Here is a 25,256-nt window from a genome sequence, read left to right on the forward strand (position 1 = left end):
AACGCAGGGAGCATTTCACCATGGCTGTAGTGACCATGCGCCAGCTGCTGGAGAGCGGCGTTCACTTCGGGCACCAGACCCGTCGCTGGAACCCGAAGATGAAGCGCTTCATCTTCACCGAGCGCAACGGCATCTACATCATCGACCTCCGCCAGACCCTCGACTACATCGAGAAGGCGTACGACTTCATCCGCGACACCGTCGCGGAGGGCGGCAGCATCCTCTTCGTCGGCACCAAGAAGCAGGCGCAGGAGGCCATCGCCGAGCAGGCCACCCGGGTCGGCCAGCCGTACGTGAACCACCGCTGGCTGGGCGGCATGCTGACCAACTTCCAGACGGTCTACAAGCGGCTGCAGCGGATGAAGGAGCTGGAGGCCCTGGGCGACCTGAGCGGCACCGCCGCCGGGTACACCAAGAAGGAGACCCTGCAGCTCTTCCGCGAGAAGACCAAGCTCACCAAGACGCTGGGTGGTCTCCGGGACATGCAGAAGGTGCCGTCGGCGATCTGGGTCGTCGACACCAAGAAGGAGCACATCGCGGTCGACGAGGCCCGCAAGCTGGGCATCCCGGTCATCGCGGTGCTGGACACCAACTGCGACCCCGACGAGGTCGACTTCCCGATCCCGGGCAACGACGACGCCATCCGCTCCGCCGAGCTGCTGACCCGCGTGGTCGCCTCCGCGGTGGCCGACGGCCTGATCGCCCGCTCGGGCCGCGCCTCCCGCGGTGGCTCGGACGACAAGCCGCAGGGCACCGCGGTCGGCGCCGACGAGCCGCTGGCCGAGTGGGAGCGCGAGCTGCTCGAGTCCGGTGAGAAGAAGGCCGCCGACGCCGAGGCCACCCCGGCCGCGGCTCCGGCCGCCGCCGAGTAACACCGCCGCGTCGCGCGGGCCTGTGCAAGCGGGCCCGCGCCGCGTCCGGCGCGCACGATCGACACCGGGCGCGGCAGGTATGACCGCCGCCACACGACACAGACATCGAAGAGAGAGTCATGTCCAACTTCACCGCCGCGGACGTCAAGAAGCTGCGCGACCTCACGGGCGCCGGCATGATGGACAGCAAGAAGGCCCTGACCGAGGCCGAGGGCGACTTCGACAAGGCCGTCGAGCTGCTCCGCATCAAGGGCGCGAAGGACGTCGGCAAGCGTGCCGGCCGTACCGCCGCCAACGGTCTCGTCGCCCACTCCGGCAAGGCGCTGCTCGAGCTCAACTGTGAGACCGACTTCGTCGCGAAGAACGCCGACTTCATCGCGTTCGCGCAGCAGCTGGTCGAGCACGCCGAGACCGCCGGCGTCACCGACGTGGAGGCGCTGAAGGCCTCCACGCTGTCCGACGGCCGCACCGTCGACGCCGCCGTGCAGGAGCTCTCCGCCAAGATCGGCGAGAAGCTGGTCGTCAACCGGTTCGCCGTGCTGGACGGCACCACCGCCGTCTACCTGCACCGCAAGGCGCAGGACCTGCCGCCGGCCGTCGGCGTGCTGGTGGAGTACACCGGCAAGTCGGACGAGGCCGCCGACGCGGACGCGCGCGCCGTCGCGATGCAGATCGCCGCCATGCGCCCGAAGTACGTCACCCGCGACGAGGTCCCCGCGGACGTCGTCGAGTCGGAGCGCCGGATCGCCGAGCAGACCGCCCGCGAGGAGGGCAAGCCGGAGGCCGCGCTGCCGAAGATCGTCGAGGGCCGGGTCAACGGCTTCTTCAAGGACACCGTGCTGATCGAGCAGGCCTCGGTCGCCGACAACAAGAAGACCGTGAAGCAGGTTCTCGCCGAGGCGGGCATCGAGATCACCCGGTTCGTCCGGCTCGAGGTCGGCCAGGCCTGATCCCAGGCTCACGCACGACGGGCGCCGGCCGGCAGGCCGGCGCCGCAGGCCATGACACGAGGAGGCCGTTGGTGTACTGCGACAGGCACCGCGGTCTCCTCGTCGCATATGGTGCACACCGCGACGGCTGCGCGCGGGCGTGGCGGCGCCGGCGGGTAAGTCAGAGACAACAGCTTGAGGGAAGGCGGGTCGCATGACGGTGGTGACCGAGCAGGTCGTTCCGGTGGAGGAACCGGCGGGCTCACCGGCGGGCGGCAAGCCCCGGCGGGTCGTGCTGAAGCTCTCCGGCGAGGTCTTCGGCGGCGGCAGCGTCGGCGTGGACCCGGACGTGGTGTCGGCCATCGCGCGCCAGATCGCCACGGTGGTGCGCCGCGGCGTGCAGGTCTCCGTGGTCGTCGGCGGCGGAAACTTCTTCCGCGGCGCCGACCTGCAGAAGCGTGGCATGGACCGCAACCGGGCCGACTACATGGGCATGCTCGGCACCGTCATGAACTCGCTCGCGCTCCAGGACTTCCTGGAGAAGGAGGGCATCGAGACGCGCGTGCAGAGCGCGATCACGATGGCCCAGGTCGCCGAGCCGTACATTCCGCTCCGCGCGATCCGCCACCTGCAGAAGGGCCGAGTCGTGATCTTCGGCGCCGGCGCCGGCATGCCGTACTTCTCGACCGACACGGTGGCCGCCCAGCGTGCGCTGGAGATCAAGGCCGACGTGGTCCTGATGAGCAAGAACGGCGTGGACGGCGTCTACACCGCGGACCCGCGGACCGACCCGACCGCCACCAAGCTCGACTTCGTCACGTTCTCCGAGGCGCTCCAGCAGGGGCTGCGGGTGGCCGACGCGACCGCGTTCAGCCTCTGCATGGACAACGGCATGCCGATGTTGGTTTTCGGCGCCGAGGGACCTGACACGATCATCAAGGCCGTGGGCGGCGAGAAGATCGGCACCTTGATCACCGCCTAGGTGCAAGGCCCGCCCGAGGGCGGGAAGAACCACAAGATCAAATTCAAGAGCATGATGGGGTACGACGGACGCCGCGCTGTTGGCGATGACGGCGCCCGCCGGACCACTGATGATCCCCGGGTAACCACGTAGCACCCGCCGAGCAGGAGTGAGGAGGCGACGGAGCGGTGATCGACGATACGCTCCTCGAGGCCGAGGAGAAGATGGAGCGTGCCGTCGAGCACGCCAAGGACGAGCTGGCGGCCATCCGCACCGGTCGCGCCACGCCGGCGATGTTCTCCCGGATCGTCATCGACTACTACGGCACGCCCACCCCGCTCCCGCAGATGGCATCCGTCGCCATCCCGGAGCCGCGGATGGCGATCATCAAGCCGTACGACGCCTCGCAGCTGGGCGCCATGGAGAAGGCCATCCGCGACTCGGACCTCGGGGTCAACCCGTCGAACGAGGGCTCGATGCTGCGCATCCTGCTGCCGCAGATGACCGAGGAGCGCCGCCGCGAGATGGTCAAGGTCGCCCGCGGCAAGGCCGAGGACGGCAAGGTGGCGGTGCGCAACGTGCGCCGCCGCGCCAAGGAGGAGCTGGACCGCATCGTCAAGGACGGCGAGGCCGGCGAGGACGAGGGACGCCGCGCCGAGAAGGAGCTGGACGACCTCACCCACCGGTACGTGGCCCAGGTCGACGAGCTGGTCAAGCACAAGGAAGCCGAGCTCCTCGAGGTCTGATGTCGTACCTCGACCCCTACGACGACGCGCGCGACGCACGGCAGCGGGCGCGGCACGGTGGTGCCGCGCCCGACCCGTACCGGCCGGATCAGCGCCCGGACCACGGTCCGGAACGCGGTCCCCGCGGCGACCGGCCGGGCGGCCGGGAGCCGATCGCGCCCGTCTACGCGCCGCCCGGCACGGAGACGAGCTCCACCACGGACTACGTGATGGACCGCCCGTCCGGCCCGCGGCCGGCGGTTGTCCCGGGCCGCCCCGGCACGGACGCGCCGGGCCGCGCGGGTGTGCCGGGTCGCCCGGGGGCGGATGCGCCGGGCCGGGCCGGTGTGCCGGGCCGCCCGGGCACCGATGCCCCCGGCCGCCCTGGTACGCCGGGTCACCCGGATGCGCCGGCCCGTGCCGGTATCCCGGGTCGCTCGGGGGCGGATGCGCCGGGTCACGCCGGTGCGCCGGGCCGTCCGGGGCCGGATGCGCCGGTTCGCTCGGGTGTGCCGGGCTATCCGGAGGCGGATGCGCCGGGTCGCGCGACGGCGGACGTGCCGGGTCGCGCCGGTGCCGCCGTGCCCGTCCGTCCGGGGGCGGAGTCGCCCAGCGGGCTCGACGGTCGTCCGCGGGGTTCGTCGCCGGGGGAGAGGGACCTGCTGGACGAGGAGCTGCCGGAGCCGCCGCGCCGCCGGGTGAAGGGGCGCCGCCGGGCGACCCGCTCCGGTGCCCCGGCGCCGGGCAACGCGCTGCGCCGGGCCGCCTACGAGTCCGGTGACGAGCCGGGGAAGGGCCGCGGCCTGCCCGCGGCCGGCCGGGACCTGCCGGCCGCGATCGTCGTCAGCATCGTGCTGGCCGGGCTGGTCGCCGGCTCGCTGGTCTTCTGGCGCGAGGGCTTCCTGCTGCTGGTCGCGGCCGCCATCGTGGTCGGCGTGTGGGAGATGACGCGGGCGGTCGCGGCCGGCGGCGCTCACCCGCCGCTCATCCCGCTGGCCGCCGGCGGCGTACTGATGGCGGGCCTGGCCTGGTACGCCGGACCGGACGCACTCTCCCTCGGCCTGCTGGTCACGGTGCTGGCCGCCATGCTGTGGCGGCTCGGCGACGGCGTGTCCGGATTCCTCAAGGACGCCGCGGCGAGCACGCTGATCGCGGTCTACGTGCCGTTCCTGGGCGGGTTCGCGGCGCTGCTGGCCTACCCGGAGGACGGCGTGGCCCGGGTGGTCGTCACGATCGCGGCCGTGGCGCTGACCGACACCGGCGGTTACGTCGCCGGCGTCTTCCTCGGCAGGCACTACATGGCGCCGTCGATCAGCCCGAAGAAGTCCTGGGAGGGCTTCGGCGGCTCCGCGCTCGCGTCCGCCCTGGGAAGTGCGCTGCTGGTCTATCTCATGCTCGGCGTGGCACCGTGGTGGGGCGCGCTCTTCGGAATCGGCATAACGATCTCCGCGGTGCTCGGTGATCTGGCAGAGTCGATGATCAAGAGGGATCTCGGCATCAAGGACATGAGCAATCTGCTGCCGGGCCACGGCGGTCTGATGGACCGGCTGGACTCGGTCCTGTTCGCGTTGCCGACGGCGTTCCTGCTGCTCTCCCTGCTCGCACCGGCCTCCTGAGCGCGCCGAGAGGGCCGGGCGGCCCGCGCGTGGAGGGGGTGGGGTGAGCGAGGACGCAGCTTTGGCACCCTGTGCGGCATTGCTACCGGCCGTACCGTGGGAGACTGGACAGGTCGCGGCCTCGTTCCCACTGTGGTGAGATTCCCGCCGCGAGATTTGACCCGACGTAGTGAGGCAGCTGCAGACACCGTGATGGGCCCGACCCTTCCTCTCATCCCCGTCGTTCCCAGCACCCCGGAGACGCCCGACGACGCCGTGCCCGCGCAGGCCGGCCCCCGTCGCCGTCGTCCGGCGATGCCGCCGCGCCACCTGGCCGACCTCGACCCCGAGGCGCGCCGCGCGGCGGTCAAGGAGCTGGGCCTGCCCGAGTTCCGGGCCAAGCAGCTCTCCACCCACTACTTCGGTCGCCTGGTGCGTGACGTCGCGGAGATGACCGACCTGCCGGCCGCGGCCCGGGAGCGGATCGGGGCGGACCTGCTGCCCCACCTGCTCACCCCGGTGCGCGAGCTGGCCTGCGACAACGGGGCGACCCGCAAGGCGCTCTGGCGGCTGCACGACAACGCGCTCGTGGAGAGCGTGCTGATGGGCTACCCGGACCGGATCACCGCGTGCGTGTCCAGCCAGGCCGGCTGCGGCATGGCCTGCCCGTTCTGCGCGACCGGCCAGGCCGGCCTGACCCGCAACCTCTCCACCGCCGAGATCGTGGACCAGGTCGTCTACCTGGCCGGCGTCGCGGCGAGCGGCGCGGTGGCCGGTTCCCCGCCGCGGCTGTCCCGGGTCGTCTTCATGGGCATGGGCGAGCCGCTGGCGAACTATCCGCGCGTCATCGCCGCGATCCGCCGCCTGACGGCCCCGGCCCCGGACGGTTTGGGGCTTTCTCAGCGACATGTCACCGTTTCGACGGTGGGTCTGGTTCCGGCCATGCGTAAGTTGGCCGATGAGGACCTCTCGGTGACCCTTGCGCTGTCCCTGCACGCGCCCGATGATGATCTGCGCGATGAACTCGTTCCGGTCAACCAGCGCTGGAAGGTGGCCGAGGTGCTAGATGCCGCGTGGGATTACGCGGCGCGCACGGGGCGGCGCGTGTCGATCGAGTACGCCATGATTCGGGATGTGAACGATCAACCCTGGCGTGCGGACCTCCTCGGCCGGCTGCTGGCCGGGAAGCTGGCGCACGTCAACCTCATTCCGCTCAACCCCACGCCGGGCAGCCGCTGGGACGCCAGCCCGAAGCCGGTGGAGCGGGAGTTCGTCCGCCGCCTGCGCGCGGCCGGCGTCTCCACCACGGTCCGCGACACCCGCGGCCAGGAGATCGACGGTGCCTGCGGCCAGCTGGCGGCGAGCGTGGTCGACGGCGCGGAGGCACGATGAACCCTCCGTCTCGCGGGTATGTACGTCTTGGCGTCGCACGGATGGACGCTCTTCGTGGCCGCCCGGCTCGGGGCCGCGATGAACGAGGTTCACTGACGGCCGCGCGTGCGAGGGTGCCCGCCGGCGCCGAGCGAGCGAACCAGGACCAGGAGACACAGTGACGAGTCAGGGTCAGCGTTTCCGGAGGCGCGCGCTACGCCGCGGGTACAAGGTGGAAGAGGTCGACGCGTTCCTCGACCGGGTGGAGGCCACGCTCGCGGGTGAGCAGAGCGGCCCGCCGGTGTCCGCGCAGGAGGTGCACGACGTCGTCTTCCGCGTGCGCTTCGGCGGTTACGACGAGTGGCAGGTCGACCTGCACCTGGACCGGGTCGAGCGGCAGCTCGCGGAGCTGGACGAGCGCGGCGGCGCCCGTGGGCCCGAGCGCGTCCCGGCCGGCGCCGACCGGATGGGCCCGCCCGACCGGATGGGCCCGCCGGACCGCATGGGCGGCGGCCCCGGTGGTCCCGGCGGTCCCGGGTTCGGTCCCGGTCCCGGCGGCTTCGACGGCCCGGGTGGCTTCGACGGTCCCGGTGGTTTCGACAACGGCTTCGACGGCCCCGGCGGCCCGGGTGGCTTCGACGAGCCGCGCCCCGGCTTCGGCCCGCCACCGGACCGGATGGGCCCGCCGGACCGGATGGGTCCGCCCGACCGGATGGGCCCGCCCGACCGGATGGGCCCGCCCGGGCGCGTCCCGGCCGGTGCCCGCGGCGGCTTCGACGACGGTCCGCCGCCGTTCGGCGGCTTCGACGAGCCCCGCACCGGCGGGTTCGCCGCCGGCCCGCCTCCGCGTGACCCCCGCGACCGTGGCGGCTTCGACGAGCCGCGCACCGGCGGTTTCGGCGGCCCGCCGCCGCGCGATCCCCGGGACCCGCGCGATCCCCGGGACCCGCGCGACCGTGGCGGCTTCGGCGACGACCCACGGACCGGCGGTTTCGACCTTCCGCCCCGCGACGACCCGCGTACCGGCGGCTTCGACCTCCCGCCGCGTGGCGGACCGCAGGGTCCCGGCGGGCCTCAGGGTCCGCACGGCCCCGGCGGCATGGGCCCCGGCGGCATGGGCCCGGGCGGCCCCGGCAGCATGGGCCCCGGTGGCCCCGGCCCGCGCGGACCCCAGGGTCCGGGCGGCATGGGTCCCGGCGGCCCGGGCGGTCCCGGCGGCTACGACCAGAACCCGTACGACGACCCGCGTGACCCCCGCGACCCGCGCGGTGACCGCGGCGGCTTCGACGCGCCCAGCGGCGGCTTCCCCGGCTTCGAGCCGGGCCGGCACGGCAAGATGGACATGACCGCGGAGATCCGCCTGCCCGAGCTGGAGCGGCGCCCCCGTAACCCGCAGGCCGGCCCGCCCGCGATCGGTGGCCCGCCGCCCGGCGGGTTCGGCGGCCCTCCGCCCGGCGGCGGCTTCGGCGGCCCGCCCATGCCCCCGCCCGGCGGCGGTTACGACGGTGGCTACGACGCCGGCCCGCCCATGGGTGGCCCCGGCGGCGACCTCCAGCGCGTGGACCAGCTGCGGCGCACGTTCCAGCCGCGGCGGTTCGGCAGCGGCTACGACCCGGACCAGGTGGACCGGCTGTTCGAGGGCATCCTCACCGCCATGTCCGGCCGCGGCCCGATGCCGGTGAACGAGAACGACCTGGACACGCTGCAGTTCGGCCTGGTGCCGGGCGGCTACTTCGAGGCCGAGGTGGACGCGGCCCTCAAGGAGGTCAAGGACATCCTGCTCGGCCGTTGAGCAGCGGAAACAGATCAGCCCGCCTCCCGGACGTACCGTGGGAGCGGGCTTGATCTTTTGTGGGGTGGAATCTACTCCCGCAGGCCGGCGCGGCGCAGCACCGCGTCGCCGATGAGCGTCACCGCGATCCCGGCCGCGATGACGATCAGGAAGAGGTTCTCGACGTTGCCCTCGTGGTTGCCCATGGTGCACGCCAGCAGGGCCAGGATGGTCAGCACCCCCAGGATGCGTCCCGCCTTGCGGTTGCCGGGCTTGAGCTGATCGGGTGCGACCACCGGCTCGCTATCCGCCACTGTGGGTCCTTCCTCGCGCTGTGCGTTCACATCCGCGATCAGTCTGACATGCGGCGGATGTTGTGACGCAGAAGCCTCCCGCCCGACGCACCGGAAGTGTGTGCCGCGGGTCGGGTAACGTCTGGCCCGACTCACCGACCGTCGTAGCTTAAGGGAGCAGTGCCGTGCGAGTGACGGGAACCGGTCATGCGAGCATGCGGATCGACACCGCGGCCGGAAGCATCCTCACCGACCCCTGGGTGAACCCCGCCTTCTTCGCGTCGTGGTTCCCCTTCCCGGACAACTCGCAGCTCGACTGGGAGTCGCTCGGCCAGGTCGACTACCTGTACGTGTCGCACCTGCACCGCGACCACTTCGACGCGGAGAACCTCAAGCGGTACGTGTCGAAGAAGGCGGCCGTGCTGCTGCCGGAGTACCCGACCAGCGAGCTCGAGGACGAGTTGCGCGAGTTGGGTTTCCGCAGCTTCATCAAGACCAGGAACGAGGAGGTCGTCGAGCTCGACGGCGGCCTCAAGATCATGATCCAGGCGCTGATCTCGCCGACCGACGGCCCGATCGGCGACTCCTCGCTGTGGGTCGAGTACGACGGCGTCCGCCTGCTCAACCAGAACGACGCCCGCCCGAGCGACCTCTCCCGCTTCGCCGAGCTGGGCCACGTGCACGCGCACATGCTGCAGTTCTCCGGCGCGATCTGGTACCCGATGGTCTACGAGCTGCCGGACGCCGCCAAGCGCGCGTTCGGCAAGCAGAAGCGCGAGCGGCAGTACGACCGGACCTGGCGCTACATCGACGACCTGAAGGCCGACCACGTCTTCCCGATCGCCGGCCCGCCGTGCTTCCTGGACGACTCGCTCTGGCAGTTCAACGACATCTTCGGCGACGAGGGTGCGATCTTCCCGGACCAGAGCGAGTTCCTGAAGGAGTACGCGAAGGTCGGCGGCACCAACGGCGTCGTGCTGCTGCCCGGCTCGGTCGCCGAGCTGAACGCGGAGGGCGGCATCGCCACCGAGCACCCGGTGCCGGTCGACGAGTTCTTCGCGAACAAGGTGGCCCACCTGGAGGAGATGCGGGAGCGCAAGCGCCCGATCATCGAGGCCGAGAAGGCGTCCTGGCGGCACCCGGAGATCGACGTCCTCGCGGAGATGAAGCGCCGGATCGAGCCGCTGCTCGAAGAGTCGATCTACATGGCCAAGGGCGTCGGCGGCCCGGTCCGCTTCGACCTGATCGGGTACGACGGCGAGTCCGTCGAGTCGATCGTGGTGGACTTCCCCGGCAAGCAGGTCCGGCCGTACGCGGACGAGAAGGTCCGGTACCGGTTCAAGACCGAGCGCGCGCTGATCGAGCACCTGCTCTTCACCGGCGAGGTCGACTGGGTCAACTCGCTCTTCCTGTCCTGCCGCTTCTCCGCCGCGCGGATCGGCCAGTACAACGAGTTCGTCTACGCGTTCTTCAAGTGCCTCTCCACCGAGCGCCTGCAGTACGCGGAGGGCTGGTACGACGAGCACGAGCGCGCGGTCGAGGCGGAGAGCATCGAGCTCGGCGACTGGGAGGTCCAGCGCCGCTGCCCGCACCTGAAGGCCGACCTGACCCGCTTCGGCATCGTCGAGGGCGACCAGCTCACCTGCCAGCTCCACGGCTGGCGTTTCGACCTGCCGTCCGGCCGCTGCCTCACCTCGGTCGGCCACAAGATCCGCGCCTCCCGCAAGGGCGCCTCCGCGGAGGCCTGACCCGGGCCGCGCCTCCACCCGTTAACCGGTTGCCGTCGATCCACCGCGCCCGCGAGGATCGGCGATCGTGACGCTGCACGACGACGAGATCCCGGTCGACGAGACGATCGTCCGGGCGCTGCTGCGGGCGGAGCGCCCGGAGTGGGCCGGCCTGCCGCTGGCCCGCGCCGGCGCCGGGACCGACAACACGATGTTCCGGCTCGGCGACGAGCTGCTGGTCCGGGTGCCGCGCCGCCCGTTCACCGCCGGCATGCTGAGCAAGGAGCGGCACTGGCTGCCCCGGTTCGCGCCGCTGCTCCCGCTCGCCGTCCCGGAGCCGGTGCACGACGGCCGCCCGTCGGCCGTGTTCCCGCTGCCCTGGTCGGTCTACCGCTGGATCGACGGCGCCGAGGCCGGCCCGGACACGGTGCGGGACTGGCCCGCGTTCGGCCGCGACCTGGCCGCCTTCGTGCGCGAGCTGCACGGGCTCGACCCGATGGACGCGTCCCGGGCCGGCGACCTGTGCCTGTACCGGGGCGGCGCGCTGCGCGACGCCGGCGACTGGACCGGCCGCAGCTTCGCGGAGTGTGCCGGCCTGGTGCCCGGCATCGACGCGCTGGAGCGGATGTGGCGCGAGGCCGTCGCGCTGCCCGACCCGGCCGCGCCGCACGTCTGGCTGCACTCCGACCTCAAGCCCACCAACCTGCTGGTACGCGACGGCGCGCTGCACGCCGTGATCGACTTCGCCGGCCTGACCCGCGGCTTCCCGGATGCCGAGCACGCCACGATCTGGGACTTCCCGGCGCCGGCCCGCGAGGCGTACTGGGCCGCGCTCGACCTCGACGACGCCACCTGGAGACGCGCCCGCGCCTGGGCGATCGTGGTCGCCACCGGCGGCATCGCCTACTACCGCGACACGTTCCCCGCGTTCGTCGCGGAGTGCCGTGCGCGGCTGACATCCGTCCTTGCCTTCGATCGATAATGTTCCCCCTGTCGTTCTCTCGATCGGAGGCATACTCGTGTCCGAGTCACCGCAGAACCGCGGCCTCGCGCTCTGGCTGCCGTTCGCCGGCGTCATCCTGGCCGCGGTGATCACCGGCGTGTTCGCGCTGGTGGCGGCGCGCGACAACGACGCTCCGGACGCCGCGGTGGCCACCAGCCCGCCCGCCCCGCCCGCCGCCGTCACCACGCCCGCCGCGGCCACCACGACCGGCGCGTCCCCGACGCCGGGCAGCACGCCGGCCGGCACGGAGCTGTTCAACGCCCCGATCACGTTCCAGGCCGGCAGCGACAGCGAGACGGACCTCGACGGTGACGCGCCGAAACGGACGCCGGACGACGAGGACAACGACATCCTCCTCGAGCCCGACATGCGCGAGGACGCCGGCGATCTCTCCGACTTCGACGGCAGCGCGCTGATCGCGAAGTGGGACGGCGACGGCACGCCCGGCTACGAGCAGTGCCGGCAGGCCGCGGCCAACCAGGGCATCACCACGGTCGAGGACGTCCGGAAGGGCACCGTGCTGTGTGTGCGCACCAGCGAGGGCCGCATCGTCCGGATGATCGCCACCGACTACCAGAAGTTCCACAGCATGACGTTCGACACCGTCATGTGGAGCGCCTGACCCCGGTCAGCGCCCCAGGTCCGCGAGGATGGCGCGCGCCGCGTTGTGGCCGGCCGCGCCGATCACGCTGCCGGCCGGGAACGTGCCCGCGCTGCCCGCGTAGAGGCCGTCCAGCCCGGTCGCGTACGGCATCCGGTCGGTGAACGACACGGTGTTGTCGACGTGGTGGATGTGGCCGCCGGTGATGCCGAAGTGGGCCTCGATGCCGGGCGGCGTCAGCGGCACCACGTCCGCGACCAGCGCCCGCGTCCCCGGCGCGTAGGACTCGCAGACGTCCAGCAGCCGGTCCACGTAGGACGGCAGCAGCGCGTCCCAGCTCCCGGCCGCCGGCGCGTACGGCACCGACTGCACGAACAGCGCCGACGAGTGATGCCCGTCCGCGTCCCGCAGCGACGGGTCGACCGTGGTGTGCAGGTACCACTCGATGGTCGGCTCGGCCGGCAGCTCGCCCGCGAGCACGGACGCCCACATCCCGCGCAGCGACGCCATCGGCGCGCCCCCGGCGGACGAGCCGGGCAGCAGGTGGATCGTGGCGCCGAACGGGCTCGGCGCGCCCGGCGGCAGGCAGGAGAAGTCCGGCAGTCCGGAGAGCGCCAGGTTGACCTTCAGGGTGGTGCCCGGCCGGCGCACCGCCTCCATCCGGGACACCAGCGACGCCGGCAGGGTACCGGTCGGGACCAGGGACATCAGCCGGTACGGGTCGCAGGCGCCGAGCACGACGGGCGCGGTCACGGACCGGCCGTCGGCCAGCGTCACGCCGGACACCGCGCCGCCGGTCACGTCGATCGCGCTCACCTCCGTACCGGTGCGGATGGTGGCTCCGGCGGCCCGGGCCGCGGACGCGAACGTGGCGGAGACCGTGCCCATGCCGCCCCGGGCGATCATCCAGGTGCCGTCCGCGCCGGGCAGCCGGCACATGTTGTGCACCAGGAAGTTGTGGCCGGTGCCGGGGTCGTCCGGCCCCGCGTGGAGCCCGGACAGCCCGTCGGTCACCGCGTACATGGAGACCAGCAGCTCGGACGCGAAGCCGAAGCGGGCCAGATAGTCCGCCACCGAGCCCCGGACCAGGTCCGTGAAGACCTCCCGGAGCGCCGGCCGGACATACCGGTCCGCGGTCTCCTCCACCGGCAGCGGCGGCGACAGCCAGGCCGGGGCCAGATCGTCGCGCAGCGCGGCCAGCTCCGCCTGCATCGCGTCGTCGGCCGCCACGTCCGCCGCCGAGAAGAACGACGTCAGCTGCGCCCGCGTCGCCGCCCGGTCGCGGCCGAACAGCAGGTACGGCCCGTCCGGCGTGGGCAGGAAGTAGTGCGGGTCGCGGCGCAGCACCGGGATGTCCACGTCCAGCGTGCGCAGCAGCTCCGGCGGCATCAGGCCGAGCAGGTACGACCCGGTCGAGTGCCGCAGCCCGGGCACGCGCGGGAACGGGGCCTCCGTGCGCGCGGCGCCGCCGAGCACGTCAGACCCCTCCAGCACCAGCACGTCCAGCCCGGCGCGGGCCAGCAGGATCGCGGAGACCAGCCCGTTGTGCCCGGCGCCCACGATGATCACATCGGCCCGCGAGGTCGTCATGGCCGCGAGCCTAGCGGGGCCGCAGCACCTCCGCGAGCAGGTCGAGTTCCCGCTCGAACAGCGCCTCCGGGTCCGGCGTGGCCCACTGGACGTGCCCGAACACCTCCAGCGCGACCAGCCCGTACACCCGGCTCCACGCGGTCAGGAAGGCGTCCGGCGCGAACCCGGTCAGCTCCGCCAGGAACAGCTCCGCGAACCCGGAGCTGTCGCAGTGCTCCAGCACGCCGCCGAACATCAGCGCGAACTCCCGCGGATGCGCCAGGCTCCACCGCCGGAACGCGCGCGCCATCCCGGTCAGCCGCACCATCGGCGGCTCGCCGGCGAGGTCGTCGCGCACCGCCCGGACCGCCTCGGTCAGCTCCGCGAACAGGTCCGCCGCCAGCGCCCCGACCAGCGCGTCCAGCCCCGGGAAGTACCGGTAGAGGGCCGGCGCGGTCATGCCGACCTCACGCCCGATCGCGCGCAGCGACACCGCGGAGAGCCCGCCGCCGACCAGCAGCCGCCGGGCGACCTCCTTGATCTCCGCCACGGTGGCGGTGCGCACCCGTTCCCGCCGGGTCGGCGCCGCGCTCATCCGCCCATCCTAGGCCCGCTTCTCAAAGATCAAGATCATTCGAGGGTACGGTGGACGGGCGCTCGGTCCGCCCCGCGCCGGGCGCCGACCCGCTGTCCCGCTCCGGTGCCGCCGCCCGCGTCTCGCTGCGCTCGGTCCCCCGGCCGCCGCTGTCGCCCCGCTCGCCGCCGCCGATGCTGCTCCGGCTGGCCGCGAATCCCGCCAGCACGATCACGTGGAACAGGTACAGCCACAGCCCCACCGCCACCACGCCGCCCACCGCGTCCAGCCCGCCGAACGGCAGCCCCAGATCCAGCGGCAGCGCGCAGAACAGCAGGAACCCGTGCGCGAACCCGGACAGGTTCGCCGCCGTGAACGACCCGACCAGCACGGTCCGCAGCCACCCCGGGCCGCTCCCCGGCGCCAGCCCCCGGTAGACCCAGATCATCACCGGCGTCAGCGCCAGCCACACCGCCGTGAACGACACCACGATCCCGCCGAACCGCGCCCATCCGCCCTGCTCGAACAGCCGGGCCGCGTACGGCACGCACACCAGCGTCGCGGTCAGCAGCCCCGGCGAGGCCACCAGCAGCGGCAACAGCAGCACCCGCCCGCGCCACCCGACCAGCGACTCACCGGGCCCCGCCACCGACACGAACGCCCGCCGCAGCCCCTCGCCGTAGAACGTGGCCGGCAACAGCGCCGCCAGCGCCAGCCCCGGCGTCAGCCCCAGCCCCGCCTCCAGCAGCGCCGCCGCCGCCCGATCCGCCCCGATCCGGTCCGGCAGCACCGCCACCGCCGGCTCCGCCAGCGCCCGCATCCCGTCCGCCCCGGCCAGCACGCTCGCCGCCCAGATCGCCAGCAGCGCCACCGGCACCACCGCGATCCCCCCATAGAACGTGATCGCCGCCGCATGCAGCGCCAGATCCCGCCCCTTCAGCGGCCTGAACAATCGCATGTCCCCCTTACTTCCCCGGCACCGCCGCCCGCACGCTCACGGTTCAGCGTGGGGGCCGACGCATCGCCGATCCACGAATGGGGAACGTCGCCCGCCACGGGCAGCGCCGATAGGCTGGCTTCGGCATGATGTTCCGCGGCGAGGGAGGGCACGTGGGAACCAGGCCGATCGAGGAACTCGAGGCCGCGGCCGAAGGAGTACGCGGCATCCGGTGTGCCCTTCTTCCTCCGGGTCGATTTCCGCAACAGGGTTCCGGCGATGACGCTGCTGGAACTCGTCGACGGCGAGTACCAGCCGCTCGTCCCGGCCGCGGCCGGGACGAGGTTCGTGATGAGGGAGCCGTTCGGGTTCGAGGTGGATCCCGCGGAGCTGCTGGACGAGTGAGCGGCGGGCGCTCGGTGGGGCGTTGGGGAACGTGGGGAAGAATGGGGGCGTGAGTTCGCCTCGGCATATCGTTCTGCTCGGTTCGACCGGGTCCATCGGCACGCAGGCCATCGACATCGTGGTACGGAATCCGGAACGGTTCCGGGTGGTGGCGATCGGCGCGGGCGGGGGCAACGTGGAGTTGCTGGCCCGTCAGGCGCTGGAGCTGGGCGTCGAGGTGGTCGGTGTGGCGAAGGCCACGGCCGCGCAGGATCTGACGCTCGCCTTCTACGCGGAGGCCTCCCGGCGCGGCTGGACCAGCGGTGAGTTCCGCATCCCGAAGATTCTGGCCGGGCCGGACGCGATGGCCGAGCTGGCCGCGCTCCCGTGCGACATCGTGCTCAACGGCGTGGTCGGCTCGCTTGGCCTGGCGCCCACGCTGGCCGCGCTCAAGCACGGCCGCACGCTCGCCCTGGCGAACAAGGAGTCGCTGGTCGCGGGCGGTTCGCTGGTCCGCGCCGCGATCCAGCGCCCGGACCAGATCGTGGCCGTCGACTCCGAGCACTCGGCGCTGGCCCAGTGCCTGCGCGGCGGAACCGCGGACGAGGTGCACAAGCTGATCCTGACCGCGAGCGGCGGCCCGTTCCGCGGGCGCGAGCGCGACGAGCTGGCCGAGGTCACGCCCGCGCAGGCGCTCGCGCACCCGACCTGGGACATGGGGCCGGTCATCACGATGAACTCGGCCACACTCGTGAACAAGGGGCTCGAGGTGATCGAGGCCCACGAGCTGTACGGCATCCCGTACGACCGGATCGAGGTCGTCGTCCACCCGCAGTCGATGATCCACTCGATGGTCGAGTTCGTGGACGGCTCCACGCTCACCCAGGCCAGCCCGCCGGACATGCGGCTGCCGATCGCGCTGGCGCTGGGCTGGCCGGAGCGGGTGCCGGGCGCGGCCCGGCCGGTCGACTGGAGCACCGCGAGCGCCTGGACGTTCGAGCCGCTGGACGAGGTGGCCTTCCCGGCGGTGGAGCTGGCCAAGCGGGCCGGCCGCGAGGGCCGGTGCCGCCCGGCGATCTACAACGCGGCGAACGAGGAGTGCGTGGCCGCGTTCGCCCGTGGCGACCTTCCGTTCCTCGGCATCGTGGACACCGTGCGGGACGTCCTCGCGGAGGCGCCCGATTTCGGCGAACCGGGTACCGTCGACGACGTGCTTTCCGCTGAGGCCTGGGCGCGTACGCGAAGCCGAGAGATCATTACGACGTTGAGCGCCGGGAGCCCGGCGACCCGTACCGGGGGAGCTGCATGAGCTGGATGTTCTGGGTCGGCGTGCTGGTCTTCGCGATCGGCTTGATCATCTCCTTGGCGCTGCACGAGGCCGGGCACATGTGGTCCGCGCAGGCCTTCAAGATGAAGGTCACCCGTTTCTTCATCGGCTTCGGCCCGACGCTGTTCTCGTTCCGCCGCGGCGAGATCGAGTACGGCGTGAAGGCGATCCCGGCCGGTGCGTTCGTGAAGATCGTCGGCATGGTGCCGCAGGACGACGACGTGGCGCCGGAGGACGAGCCGCGCGCGATGTGGCGGCAGGCGCTGTGGAAGCGGACGATCGTGATGGGCGCCGGTTCCGCGATGCACTTCGCGCTCGGCACGGTGCTGCTCTGGGGCACGTTCGCGTTCATCCCGTTCAGCGACCCGGCCCGGGCCGACGAGGTCCGGCCCGAGGTGGCCGCCGTCACCCAGTGCACCACGCCGAAGCTGGAGGTCCGGGACGGCCGGCAGGTGCTCTGCGACCCGGCGACCGGCACGCCCAGCGCGGCGAAGCAGGCCGGTCTCCAGCCCGGCGACGTGATCACCGCGGTGAACGGCACGCCGGTGACCGGCTGGGGCCAGATGAGCGAGCTGATCCGGGCGGCCGGCGGCAGGTCGACCACGCTCGCGTTCGAGCGCGGCGGCGTCGCGCAGACCGCCACCGTGACCATCCCGCTGGCCGAGCGGGTGAAGCAGGACTCGGACGTGCGGACCGTCGAGGACATCACGCCGGACGACATCGAGACGGTCGGCGTGCTCGGCATCAGCCCGGTGATCCCGAAGACGGTGGCCGGACCGGCCGCCGCGTTCGGGCTGACCTACCACGGCGTGATCGACATGGTGGTGAACACGTTCGAGTCGCTGAGGCGCATCCCGGAGAAGATCCCGCTGCTCTGGGCCGCGATCGTCGGCGAGGAGCGCGACCCGGAGACGCCGATCAGCGTGCTCGGCGCCACCCGGCTCGGTGGCGAACTGGTCGAGCGCCAGGAGTACGCGGTCGCGCTGCGGCTGCTGGTGGTGCTCAACTTCTTCATCGGCATCTTCAACCTGCTGCCGCTGCTCCCGCTGGACGGCGGTCACATCGCGATCGCCTGGTTCGAGCGCATCCGGTCGTGGATCTACGCGCGTCTCGGCCGGCCCGACCCGGGCCGGGTGGACTACTTCAAGCTGATGCCGTTGACGTACGTGGTCATTCTCATCTTCGGTGCGTTCACGCTGCTCACGCTGACCGCCGATATCGTCAACCCGATCACTCTTAACTGAGTCAGAAGGACAGCCTGTGACCGCCATCAACCTCGGAATGCCCGCGGTTCCCCCGCCGCCGCTCGCCCCCCGGCGTGCCAGCCGGCAGATCATGGTCGGCTCGGTCGCGGTCGGCGGTGGCGCTCCGGTGAGCGTCCAGTCGATGACCACCACGCTGACCGCCGACGTCAACTCCACGCTGCAGCAGATCGCGGAGCTCACCGCGGCCGGCTGCCAGATCGTCCGCGTCGCCGTCCCGTCCCAGGACGACGTGCTGGCGCTGCCCGCGATCGCCAAGAAGTCCCAGCTCCCGGTGATCGCCGACATCCACTTCCAGCCGAAGTACGTGTTCGCCGCGATCGACGCCGGCTGCGCCGCGGTCCGGGTCAACCCGGGCAACATCCGCCAGTTCGACGACAAGGTCAAGGAGATCGCGAAGGCCGCGTCCGACGCCAAGGTCCCGATCCGGATCGGCGTGAACGCGGGCTCGCTGGACAAGCGCCTGCTGGAGAAGCACGGCAAGGCGACCGCGGAGGCGCTGGTCGAGTCCGCGCTCTGGGAGTGCTCGCTGTTCGAGGAGCACGGCTTCCGGGACATCAAGATCTCGGTCAAGCACAACGACCCGGTGGTGATGATCCGGGCGTACCGGCAGCTCGCCGAGCAGTGCGACTACCCGCTGCACCTGGGCGTCACCGAGGCCGGCCCCGCGTTCCAGGGCACGATCAAGTCGGCGGTCGCGTTCGGCGCGCTGCTGGCCGAGGGCATCGGCGACACGATCCGCGTCTCGCTCTCCGCGCCGCCGGTCGAGGAGATCAAGGTCGGCAACCAGATCCTGGAGTCGCTGGGCCTGCGCGAGCGCGGCCTGGAAATCGTCTCCTGCCCGTCCTGCGGCCGCGCGCAGGTCGACGTCTACACGCTGGCCGAGCAGGTCACGGCCGCGCTCGACGGCTTCCCCGCGCCGCTGCGCGTCGCCGTCATGGGCTGCGTGGTGAACGGTCCCGGCGAGGCCCGCGAGGCCGACCTGGGCGTCGCGTCCGGCAACGGCAAGGGTCAGATCTTCGTCAAGGGCCAGGTCATCAAGACCGTGCCGGAGTCGCAGATCGTCGAGACGCTGGTCGAGGAGGCGCTGCGCCTCGCCGACGAGATGGGCACGGAGCTCCCGGAGGAACTCCGCGACCTGCTGCCCGCCACGAAGCCGATCGTGACGGTCCACTAGTAATCTTCAGGGGGCGAAGCCCCGGGCCTGCTTCCACCAGGCCCGGGGCTTCACCGTGTGCGGCCGTCACTCCGTTTCGGCGAGGATCGCGTACAGCTTGCGCTTGGTCTCGTTGAGGACGTCCAGCGCCGCCTGCCGCTGCTCCGGCGTGCCGCTGATGCCGACCTGCTTCAGGGCGCTCATGATGCCGACCGCCGCCTGCCGGAAGTCCTGCGCCTGGGACACCCACTCGTCGCCGTACTCCGCCCAGGGCGGCTGCTCGGCCGCGGTGGCCGCCGCCTCCCGGCCGGTGTCGGTCAGCGTGAACCGCTTCCGCCCGCCGTCGGTCTCCGCGACGATCAGGCCCTCGTCCTCCAGCAGCTGCAACGTCGGGTAGACCGACCCCGGGCTCGGCCGCCAGATGCCGCCGGTCCGCTGCTCCAGCTCCTGGATGATCTCGTAACCGTGCATCGGCCGCTCGGCCAGCAGCGCCAGCACCGCGGCGCGCACGTTACGCCCGCGGCCGCCGCGCCCGCGCCCGTGATGCCCGCCCGGCCCGTGATGCCCGCCGTGCCCCCACGGCCCGAACCCGGGACCACCCGGCCCGAACGGCGGGAAACCGAACCCGCGCCGGCGCCCCTCGTCTCCCCAGAACTCCCTGGCGAAGCCCTTCATGACCCTTCTCCATCCTGCCGATCAGACTGTCGGCGTGCTGTCGTTGATACTTCGACGATATATCGGCAAAGTATCGCCGCCAACCCCGAGAAGAACCCTGAAGATCAAAAAGCGCCGGCGGGGGTACGGCGGAGCCGCTCGGCCGGCGCCTGATGCCGGACCACGCCGCAGTTCCCCGGCCGTCTCGCGGGACGGTCGCACCGCGGGCCGATCGCGCTTCGCGGGCGGCGGAGGCTCGGCGCGGCCGGCCCGCCACCGGGCGCAGAACGGCGCGCCGGCCCGGGAGAGGGGGCCGGCGCGCCGAGACCGGATCAGAAGCGGCCGAAGACCTTGAGCGCGGGCAGCGCCCGGCCCGAGTAGTCGAACAGCGCCTGGTTCTCCCAGCCGTCGCCGGAGGCGGGGTCGGCCGGGTCCCAGCCGGCGCCGGGCACCGCGGTCCAGGTCGGCTCCCAGTAGAAGACGCCCAGCGCGCCCGGCACGCCGTCGACCACGGTCAGGATGTCCCGCAGCGCGTCCGCCTGGCCGCGCGGCGTCGCCGGGTAGCCGCCGGCCGCGGCCAGCGTGGCGTTGAAGATGTTCGTCTCGTGGTCCTGCTCCGCGAGCGTGAAGCCGTAGGCGGTCTCCACGACCATGACCGGCTTCCCGTACCGGCCGGAGAGGTCCACGAGGTTCGCCTGCAACTCGCCGAGCGCGCCGTGCCAGTAGACGTAGTGCGAGACCGCGATCGCGTCGAACGGCACGCCGCGGGCGACGGCCTGGTCGAACCACCAGCGGTGGCCGCCGTTGTCCCCGCCCTCGGCCAGGTGCAGCACGACCTTCGTGGCCGGGGACGCGTCCGTCACCGCGGTGCTGCCGGCGGTGAGCAGCGCGGCCAGCCCGTCCCAGTTGTCCCAGCGGCCGTCCGGCCACAGCATGCCGCCGTTGATCTCGTTGCCGACCTGCGCCAGGTCCGCGGGCGTGCCCTGCGCGCGCAGCGCGGAGATCACCTCGAAGGTGTGGTCGTACACGGCCTGCCGCAGCCCGGCGAAGTCCAGCGCGGCCCACGCGGCCGGCTTGTTCTGCTTACCGGGGTCGGCCCAGGCGTCGGAGTAGTGGAAGTCGATCAGCAGCCGCTGGCCGGCCGCGTGCGCGCGGCGGGCCTTGGCGAGCGTGTCGTCGAGGTCGTTGTAGCCGTCGGCCGGGTCCACCCAGACCTTGAGCCGGATGTAGTTCACGTCGTTCGCGGCCAGCAGCCGGAACGGGTCGCGGCGCGGGCCGGAGAAGTCGCGGTAGACGGCGCCGTGGTCCTCGTTCTTCGTCACGTGCGAGACGTCCGCGCCGCGGATCTCCAGGCCGGGTGAGCCGCCGGGCGTGAGCGCGACGGCGTCGAAGTGCGTCCACTGCCCGGCGGCGGCCTCGGAGTGCAGCACGATCGTGCACCGGCCGCCGGTGACGGTCACCGTGACGGCCAGCCGCACCCAGAGCTCGCCGGTGCGCGGGATCGCGGCCCGCCGCTCCGCGGAGCCGCAGTGGCGCAGCGAGACGTACGCGTCCGGCTGGTTGCCGTCCGACCGCACCCAGAGGCTGAGCGTGTGTGGCCCGCGCGCGAGCCCGGTGACGGCCTGCGTGGTCTCCACCCGATATGCCGTGGACGCGGCGTGGGTGAGCCGGCCGCCGCCCTGGTGGCCGCCCGCCTCGGCGAACGAGGCGTCCCGGTTGCCGCTCTCCGACCAGCCGGACAGGCCGGACTCGAAGCCGGCGTTGGCCACGGCCGGGCCGGTGGCGGCGAGCGCGGGGGCGGCGGAACCGAGAAGCAGGCCGAGCGAGATGATCGAGACGAGGACGGGTCTGCGAAGCATGACGGGCTCCTACAATCTGTGAGCGCTCACAGGTGCGTCGGGGGAAACCGCTTCAAAGGCCGTCGACGGTACGCTGTGAGCGCTCACGGAACCATCCACGGCGATCGCTGTCAAGGGGTGGTGCGCAGCACCCGCACCGCGCCCGCCGGCACCACCACGCCGTCCGCGCACGGCTCCCCGGTCAGCAGCTCCACGCCGCTGCCGGGCACGGTCGCGTCCGACTCCGTGTGGTTCAGCGCGATCACGAAGTCGCCGCGCCGCACCACCTCCACGCCCGCGGGCAGGTCGCGCTCGGGCAGGCCCAGCGAGGCGACGAACGCGTCCAGCGCCTCCGCGCGCAGCCGGGTGGAGACGTAGAAGGCCCGCCCCGCGCCGTACGCGTGCGACGTGATCGCCGGCAGCCCGGCCGCCGGCCCGTCCAGGTAGGACGCGATCTCGGTGGCGCCGTCGAGCAGCAGCCGCTCCGCCCACACGTCGCCGGAGACCCCGGTGGACAGCGCGGTCGTCTCGCCCTCGCGCAGCGGCAGGAACTCCTCCACCCGCAGGCCGAGCACGTCGCGCAGCGCGCCCGGGTGCGGCCCCGGGTGCACCGCGTCGTGCTCGTCCACGATCCCGGAGAAGTACGAGACGACCAGCGTGCCGCCGCCGGCCACGTAGTCGCGCAGGCCGGCCGCGGCCGCGGCCGTGAGCAGGTAGCCGGCGGGCAGGAACACCACCGGGTACGCCGCGAGCGGCGCGGACGGCCGGGCGAAGTCCACGGTCAGGTGCCGCCGCCACAGCGCCTCGTAGAACGCCTCCTGCCGCTCGCGGAACGCCAGCTCGGCCGAGGGCCGCCAGGGCAGCTCCAGCGCCCACCACGACTCCCAGTCCCAGATGATCGCGGCGTCCGCGGCGACCGGCGTGCCGCGCACCGCGTCCAGCGCGCCGAGCGACGTGCCCAGCGACACCACGTCCCGCCAGATCCGGGTGTCCGTGCCGCCGTGCGGCAGCATCGCGGAGTGGAACTTCTCCGCGCCGTAGCGGGAGGCCCGCCACTGGAAGAACATGATCCCGTCCGCGCCCCGGGCCAGGTGCGCGAGGCTGTTGCGGATCAGCTCGCCCGGGCGCTTGGCGAGGTTGCGCGGCTGCCAGTTGACCGCGCCGGTGGAGTGCTCCATCAGCAGCCACGGCGCGCCGCCCGCGACCGACCGGGTCAGGTCCGCGCACATGGCCAGCTCGATGTGGTTGTCCGGCCGTTCCGCCTGCAGGTAGTGGTCGTTGGAGACCACGTCCACCTCGGCCGCCCAGCGCCAGTAGTCGATGTTCTTGCAGTTGGCCAGCATGAAGTTCGTGGTCACCGGTACGCCCGGCGACAGCGCGTGCAGGATGTCCCGCTCGCGGCGGAAGTTCGCCAGGTGCGCGTCCGACGAGAACCGGTAGTAGTCCAGCTCCTGCGCCGGGTTGACCGCGGTCGGCGCCTCGGTGGGCGGCTCGATCTCGTCCCAGTCCGAGTAGCGCTGGCTCCAGAACGTGGTGCCCCAGGCCGCGTTGAGCGCGTCCAGTGAGCCGTACCGGTCGGCGAGCCAGGACCGGAACGCGGCGCCGGAGGCCGGGCAGTAGCAGATGCCGTTCGCGCCGCCGTACTCGTTGTGCGCGTGCCACAGCAGCACGGCCGGGTGCGACCCGTACCGTCTCCCCAGTTCCGTGGTGATCGCGGCGGCCGCGGCTGCGTAGTCGGGGGAGCTCGGGCAGAACGTCTGCCGCGCGCCCCCGCCCAGCGGCGTCGACGACCGGGTCATCGGCCGGGCCGCGGGGAAGCGCCGCAGGAACCACGGCGGCGGCGCGGCGGTGGGCGTGGCCAGGTCCACCGCGATGCCGTGCGCGTGCAGCAGGTCGAGCAGCCGGTCCAGCCAGCCGAACTCGTACCGTCCCGGGGTCGGCTCGAGCATCGCCCAGCTGAAGATGCCGACGCTGACCAGGTTGACGCCGGCCTCGCGCATCAGCGCCACGTCCTCGGCCCAGACCTCCTCGGGCCACTGCTCGGGGTTGTAGTCCCCGCCGTAGGCGATCCGATCCAACCCGGGGACGAGCGGCGTGACCTGCGGTACCGCCAACTGAGACACCTGGACCATGTGCGGCTCCGAACTGTGAACGCTCCCAACCGGTTCGACGCATGATTGCACAGCCTTGAACAGCAAGGACAGGTATTGACACGTCGGCATCCGGCCGCCAGGCTGTGAGCGCTCACAGTTGTTTCCGCTCAGTCACGTGCCGGTAACGCCGGCACCGCCGCGCCGCCACGCCACGGGCACCCGTGAGGTCGGCCGGCCGACGTGCAGGTATGCCGCCGTACGGCGAAACCGCACGCCCTCACGCTCACGAAACGTCGAAGAGAGGCTCTTGAGATGAGGCCTTCGATAGGCAAGACCCTCGCCGCCGCGCTGGTCACCACGGTGCTGGCGACCGCGGCCTGCTCCGGCTCCGGGGACACCACCGAGGAGCCGACCGGCCCGGTCGAGCTCAGCTTCTGGTCCTGGGCGCCGGGCATCGAGAAGACCGTCGACCTCTGGAACCAGCAGAACCCGGACACCAAGGTGGTGCTGAGCAAGCAGGCCGGCGGCAGCGACATCGTCACCAAGCTGCTCACCGCCGCGAAGGCCGGCAACCCGCCGGACCTGGCGCAGGTGGAGTACCAGTCGCTGCCCACGCTGGTCAGCAACGACGTGCTCGCGGACATCGCGGAGCGGGCCGGCCCGGTGAAGGAGAAGTTCCCCGAGGGCGCCTGGCAGCAGGTCACGCTCGGCACCGAGTCGGTCTACGCGATCCCGCAGGACTCCGGCCCGATGATGCTCTACTACCGCGCGGACATCTTCCAGGAGCTGGGCCTGAGCGTGCCGAAGACCTGGGACGAGTTCGCGGCCGCGGCGCGCACCGTCCGGCAGAAGGACGACTCGAAGTGGCTGACCACGTTCTCCGCGGCCGACCCGGGCTGGTTCGCCGGGCTCGCGCAGCAGGCGGGCGCGTCCTGGTGGGGCATCGACGGCGAGACGTGGACGGTGTCGGTCAACGACGCGGCCACCAAGAAGGTCGCCGACTACTGGGGCGGCCTGGTCAACGAGGGCGTGGTCTCCGGCAACCCGATGTACACGCCGGAGTGGAACAAGGCGCTGAACGACGGCACGATCATCGCCTGGCCGAGCGCGGTCTGGGGTCCCGGCGTGCTGGAGGGCAACGCGCCGGACACCAAGGGCAAGTGGGCGATGGCGCCGCTGCCGCAGTGGGCCGCCGGGGAGAACCGGACCGGCAACTGGGGCGGCTCGTCGACCGGCGTGACCGCGGCGTCGAAGCACAAGGAGGCGGCCGTCAGGTTCGCCACCTGGATGAACACGGACCCGGCCGCGACCGACTCGCTGATCACCTCGGGCGCGATCTACCCGGCCGCCAGTGACGCGCAGTCCAGCCAGCATCTGCGGAAGCCGCCCGCGTTCTTCCCGGAGCAGGCGGACTTCTACACCTCGGCGAAGGCGATCGCGGGCACCGCGGCCGGCTTCACCTGGGGACCGAACGTGAACGTCACGTACGACACGTACAAGGACGCGTTCGCCAAGGCGATCACCGCAAAGACGCCGTTCTCCGGCGCGCTGGACGTGATGCAGTCGGCCACGGTCGACGACATGCGGAAAAACGGCTTCACGGTCGCGGGCTGA

The 25,256-nt window shown here is 72.3% G+C and carries 22 protein-coding genes; 15 read left to right on the forward strand and 7 right to left on the reverse strand.

Features of this window, described 5'->3' with window-relative positions:
• The first annotated feature begins 20 nt into the window (after positions 1-20).
• From rpsB to J2S41_RS00630, 7 genes are all read left to right on the forward strand, one after another.
• Positions 21-872, forward strand: coding sequence for a 30S ribosomal protein S2 (gene rpsB, locus J2S41_RS00600; RefSeq protein WP_310361604.1), 852 nt, complete (start codon positions 21-23; stop codon positions 870-872).
• A gap of 119 nt (positions 873-991) precedes the next feature.
• Positions 992-1,822 carry a translation elongation factor Ts gene (gene tsf, locus J2S41_RS00605; RefSeq protein ID WP_310361606.1) on the forward strand — a complete coding sequence of 277 codons (831 nt, stop codon included), beginning with the start codon at positions 992-994 and terminating at the stop codon, positions 1,820-1,822.
• 193 nt (positions 1,823-2,015) lie between these two features.
• Positions 2,016-2,783, forward strand: a complete 768-nt coding sequence (gene pyrH, locus J2S41_RS00610; RefSeq protein WP_310361608.1) for a UMP kinase — start codon at positions 2,016-2,018, stop codon at positions 2,781-2,783.
• 167 nt (positions 2,784-2,950) lie between these two features.
• A complete protein-coding gene (gene frr, locus J2S41_RS00615; RefSeq protein WP_310361610.1) occupies positions 2,951-3,508 on the forward strand; it encodes a ribosome recycling factor in 558 nt (185 codons plus the stop codon).
• Positions 3,509-3,717: 209 nt separating this feature from the next.
• Positions 3,718-5,103, forward strand: coding sequence for a phosphatidate cytidylyltransferase (locus tag J2S41_RS00620; protein WP_445343946.1), 1,386 nt, complete (start codon positions 3,718-3,720; stop codon positions 5,101-5,103).
• A 192-nt stretch (positions 5,104-5,295) separates the two neighbouring features.
• Positions 5,296-6,474, forward strand: coding sequence for a dual-specificity RNA methyltransferase RlmN (rlmN, locus tag J2S41_RS00625; RefSeq protein WP_510183744.1), 1,179 nt, complete (start codon positions 5,296-5,298; stop codon positions 6,472-6,474).
• A 157-nt stretch (positions 6,475-6,631) separates the two neighbouring features.
• Positions 6,632-8,245 (forward strand): DivIVA domain-containing protein, encoded by a 1,614-nt coding sequence (locus J2S41_RS00630; protein ID WP_310361615.1) that lies wholly within the window; start codon positions 6,632-6,634, stop codon positions 8,243-8,245.
• Positions 8,246-8,316: 71 nt separating this feature from the next.
• Here J2S41_RS00630 and J2S41_RS00635 read toward each other — a convergent pair whose 3' ends face one another.
• Positions 8,317-8,538: a DUF2631 domain-containing protein gene (locus J2S41_RS00635; protein ID WP_310361617.1), complete on the reverse strand. Its 222-nt coding sequence runs from the start codon at positions 8,536-8,538 to the stop codon at positions 8,317-8,319.
• A 164-nt stretch (positions 8,539-8,702) separates the two neighbouring features.
• Between J2S41_RS00635 and J2S41_RS00640 the strand changes: the two genes are divergently transcribed.
• The 3 genes from J2S41_RS00640 (at position 8,703) to J2S41_RS00650 (ending at position 11,869) form a co-directional block, all read left to right on the forward strand.
• Positions 8,703-10,265, forward strand: a complete 1,563-nt coding sequence (locus tag J2S41_RS00640) for a Rieske 2Fe-2S domain-containing protein (protein WP_310361619.1) — start codon at positions 8,703-8,705, stop codon at positions 10,263-10,265.
• Between the two features lie 67 nt (positions 10,266-10,332).
• Complete coding sequence (locus J2S41_RS00645; RefSeq protein WP_310361622.1) at positions 10,333-11,226, forward strand: aminoglycoside phosphotransferase family protein; 894 nt, start codon at positions 10,333-10,335, stop codon at positions 11,224-11,226.
• A 37-nt stretch (positions 11,227-11,263) separates the two neighbouring features.
• Positions 11,264-11,869: a hypothetical protein gene (locus tag J2S41_RS00650; protein ID WP_310361624.1), complete on the forward strand. Its 606-nt coding sequence runs from the start codon at positions 11,264-11,266 to the stop codon at positions 11,867-11,869.
• Between the two features lie 6 nt (positions 11,870-11,875).
• On the opposite strand, the gene J2S41_RS00655 is transcribed toward J2S41_RS00650, so the two are convergent.
• The 3 genes from J2S41_RS00655 to J2S41_RS00665 are packed head-to-tail and all read right to left on the reverse strand — an operon-like array spanning position 11,876 to position 14,949.
• Positions 11,876-13,438: a phytoene desaturase family protein gene (locus J2S41_RS00655; RefSeq protein ID WP_310361627.1), complete on the reverse strand. Its 1,563-nt coding sequence runs from the start codon at positions 13,436-13,438 to the stop codon at positions 11,876-11,878.
• Between the two features lie 10 nt (positions 13,439-13,448).
• Positions 13,449-14,012 carry a TetR/AcrR family transcriptional regulator gene (locus J2S41_RS00660; RefSeq protein WP_310361630.1) on the reverse strand — a complete coding sequence of 188 codons (564 nt, stop codon included), beginning with the start codon at positions 14,010-14,012 and terminating at the stop codon, positions 13,449-13,451.
• A gap of 22 nt (positions 14,013-14,034) precedes the next feature.
• Positions 14,035-14,949, reverse strand: a complete 915-nt coding sequence (locus J2S41_RS00665; protein ID WP_310361632.1) for a YhjD/YihY/BrkB family envelope integrity protein — start codon at positions 14,947-14,949, stop codon at positions 14,035-14,037.
• 258 nt (positions 14,950-15,207) lie between these two features.
• Between J2S41_RS00665 and J2S41_RS00670 the strand changes: the two genes are divergently transcribed.
• From J2S41_RS00670 to ispG, 4 genes are read left to right on the forward strand one after another with little or no spacing between them, the layout of a single operon-like run.
• A complete protein-coding gene (locus J2S41_RS00670) occupies positions 15,208-15,333 on the forward strand; it encodes a hypothetical protein (RefSeq protein ID WP_310361635.1) in 126 nt (41 codons plus the stop codon).
• Positions 15,334-15,382: 49 nt separating this feature from the next.
• The gene (gene dxr / locus J2S41_RS00675; protein WP_310361637.1) at positions 15,383-16,621 is read left to right on the forward strand and encodes a 1-deoxy-D-xylulose-5-phosphate reductoisomerase; all 1,239 of its coding nucleotides are present in this window, start codon (positions 15,383-15,385) and stop codon (positions 16,619-16,621) included.
• Complete coding sequence (locus J2S41_RS00680) at positions 16,618-17,883, forward strand: M50 family metallopeptidase (RefSeq protein ID WP_310361640.1); 1,266 nt, start codon at positions 16,618-16,620, stop codon at positions 17,881-17,883. The genes dxr and J2S41_RS00680 overlap by 4 nt, the downstream gene beginning before the upstream one ends.
• Positions 17,884-17,899: 16 nt before the next feature.
• Positions 17,900-19,078 carry a flavodoxin-dependent (E)-4-hydroxy-3-methylbut-2-enyl-diphosphate synthase gene (gene ispG / locus J2S41_RS00685; RefSeq protein ID WP_310361641.1) on the forward strand — a complete coding sequence of 393 codons (1,179 nt, stop codon included), beginning with the start codon at positions 17,900-17,902 and terminating at the stop codon, positions 19,076-19,078.
• Positions 19,079-19,144: 66 nt separating this feature from the next.
• Here the strand turns inward: ispG and J2S41_RS00690 are convergent, their stop codons facing one another.
• From J2S41_RS00690 to J2S41_RS00700, 3 genes are all read right to left on the reverse strand, one after another.
• On the reverse strand, positions 19,145-19,732 hold the full coding sequence (locus J2S41_RS00690; RefSeq protein ID WP_310361644.1) for a PadR family transcriptional regulator: 588 nt from the start codon (positions 19,730-19,732) through the stop codon (positions 19,145-19,147).
• A gap of 311 nt (positions 19,733-20,043) precedes the next feature.
• A complete protein-coding gene (locus J2S41_RS00695; RefSeq protein WP_310361646.1) occupies positions 20,044-21,570 on the reverse strand; it encodes a glycoside hydrolase family 53 protein in 1,527 nt (508 codons plus the stop codon).
• Between the two features lie 110 nt (positions 21,571-21,680).
• The gene (locus tag J2S41_RS00700; RefSeq protein ID WP_310361650.1) at positions 21,681-23,681 is read right to left on the reverse strand and encodes a beta-galactosidase; all 2,001 of its coding nucleotides are present in this window, start codon (positions 23,679-23,681) and stop codon (positions 21,681-21,683) included.
• Positions 23,682-23,954: 273 nt separating this feature from the next.
• On the opposite strand from J2S41_RS00700, the gene J2S41_RS00705 reads away from it, so the two are divergent.
• Positions 23,955-25,256: an ABC transporter substrate-binding protein gene (locus tag J2S41_RS00705; RefSeq protein WP_310361652.1), complete on the forward strand. Its 1,302-nt coding sequence runs from the start codon at positions 23,955-23,957 to the stop codon at positions 25,254-25,256.

It is taken from the genome of Catenuloplanes atrovinosus, from assembly GCF_031458235.1.
Classification (GTDB): Bacteria; Actinomycetota; Actinomycetes; order Mycobacteriales; family Micromonosporaceae; genus Catenuloplanes; species Catenuloplanes atrovinosus.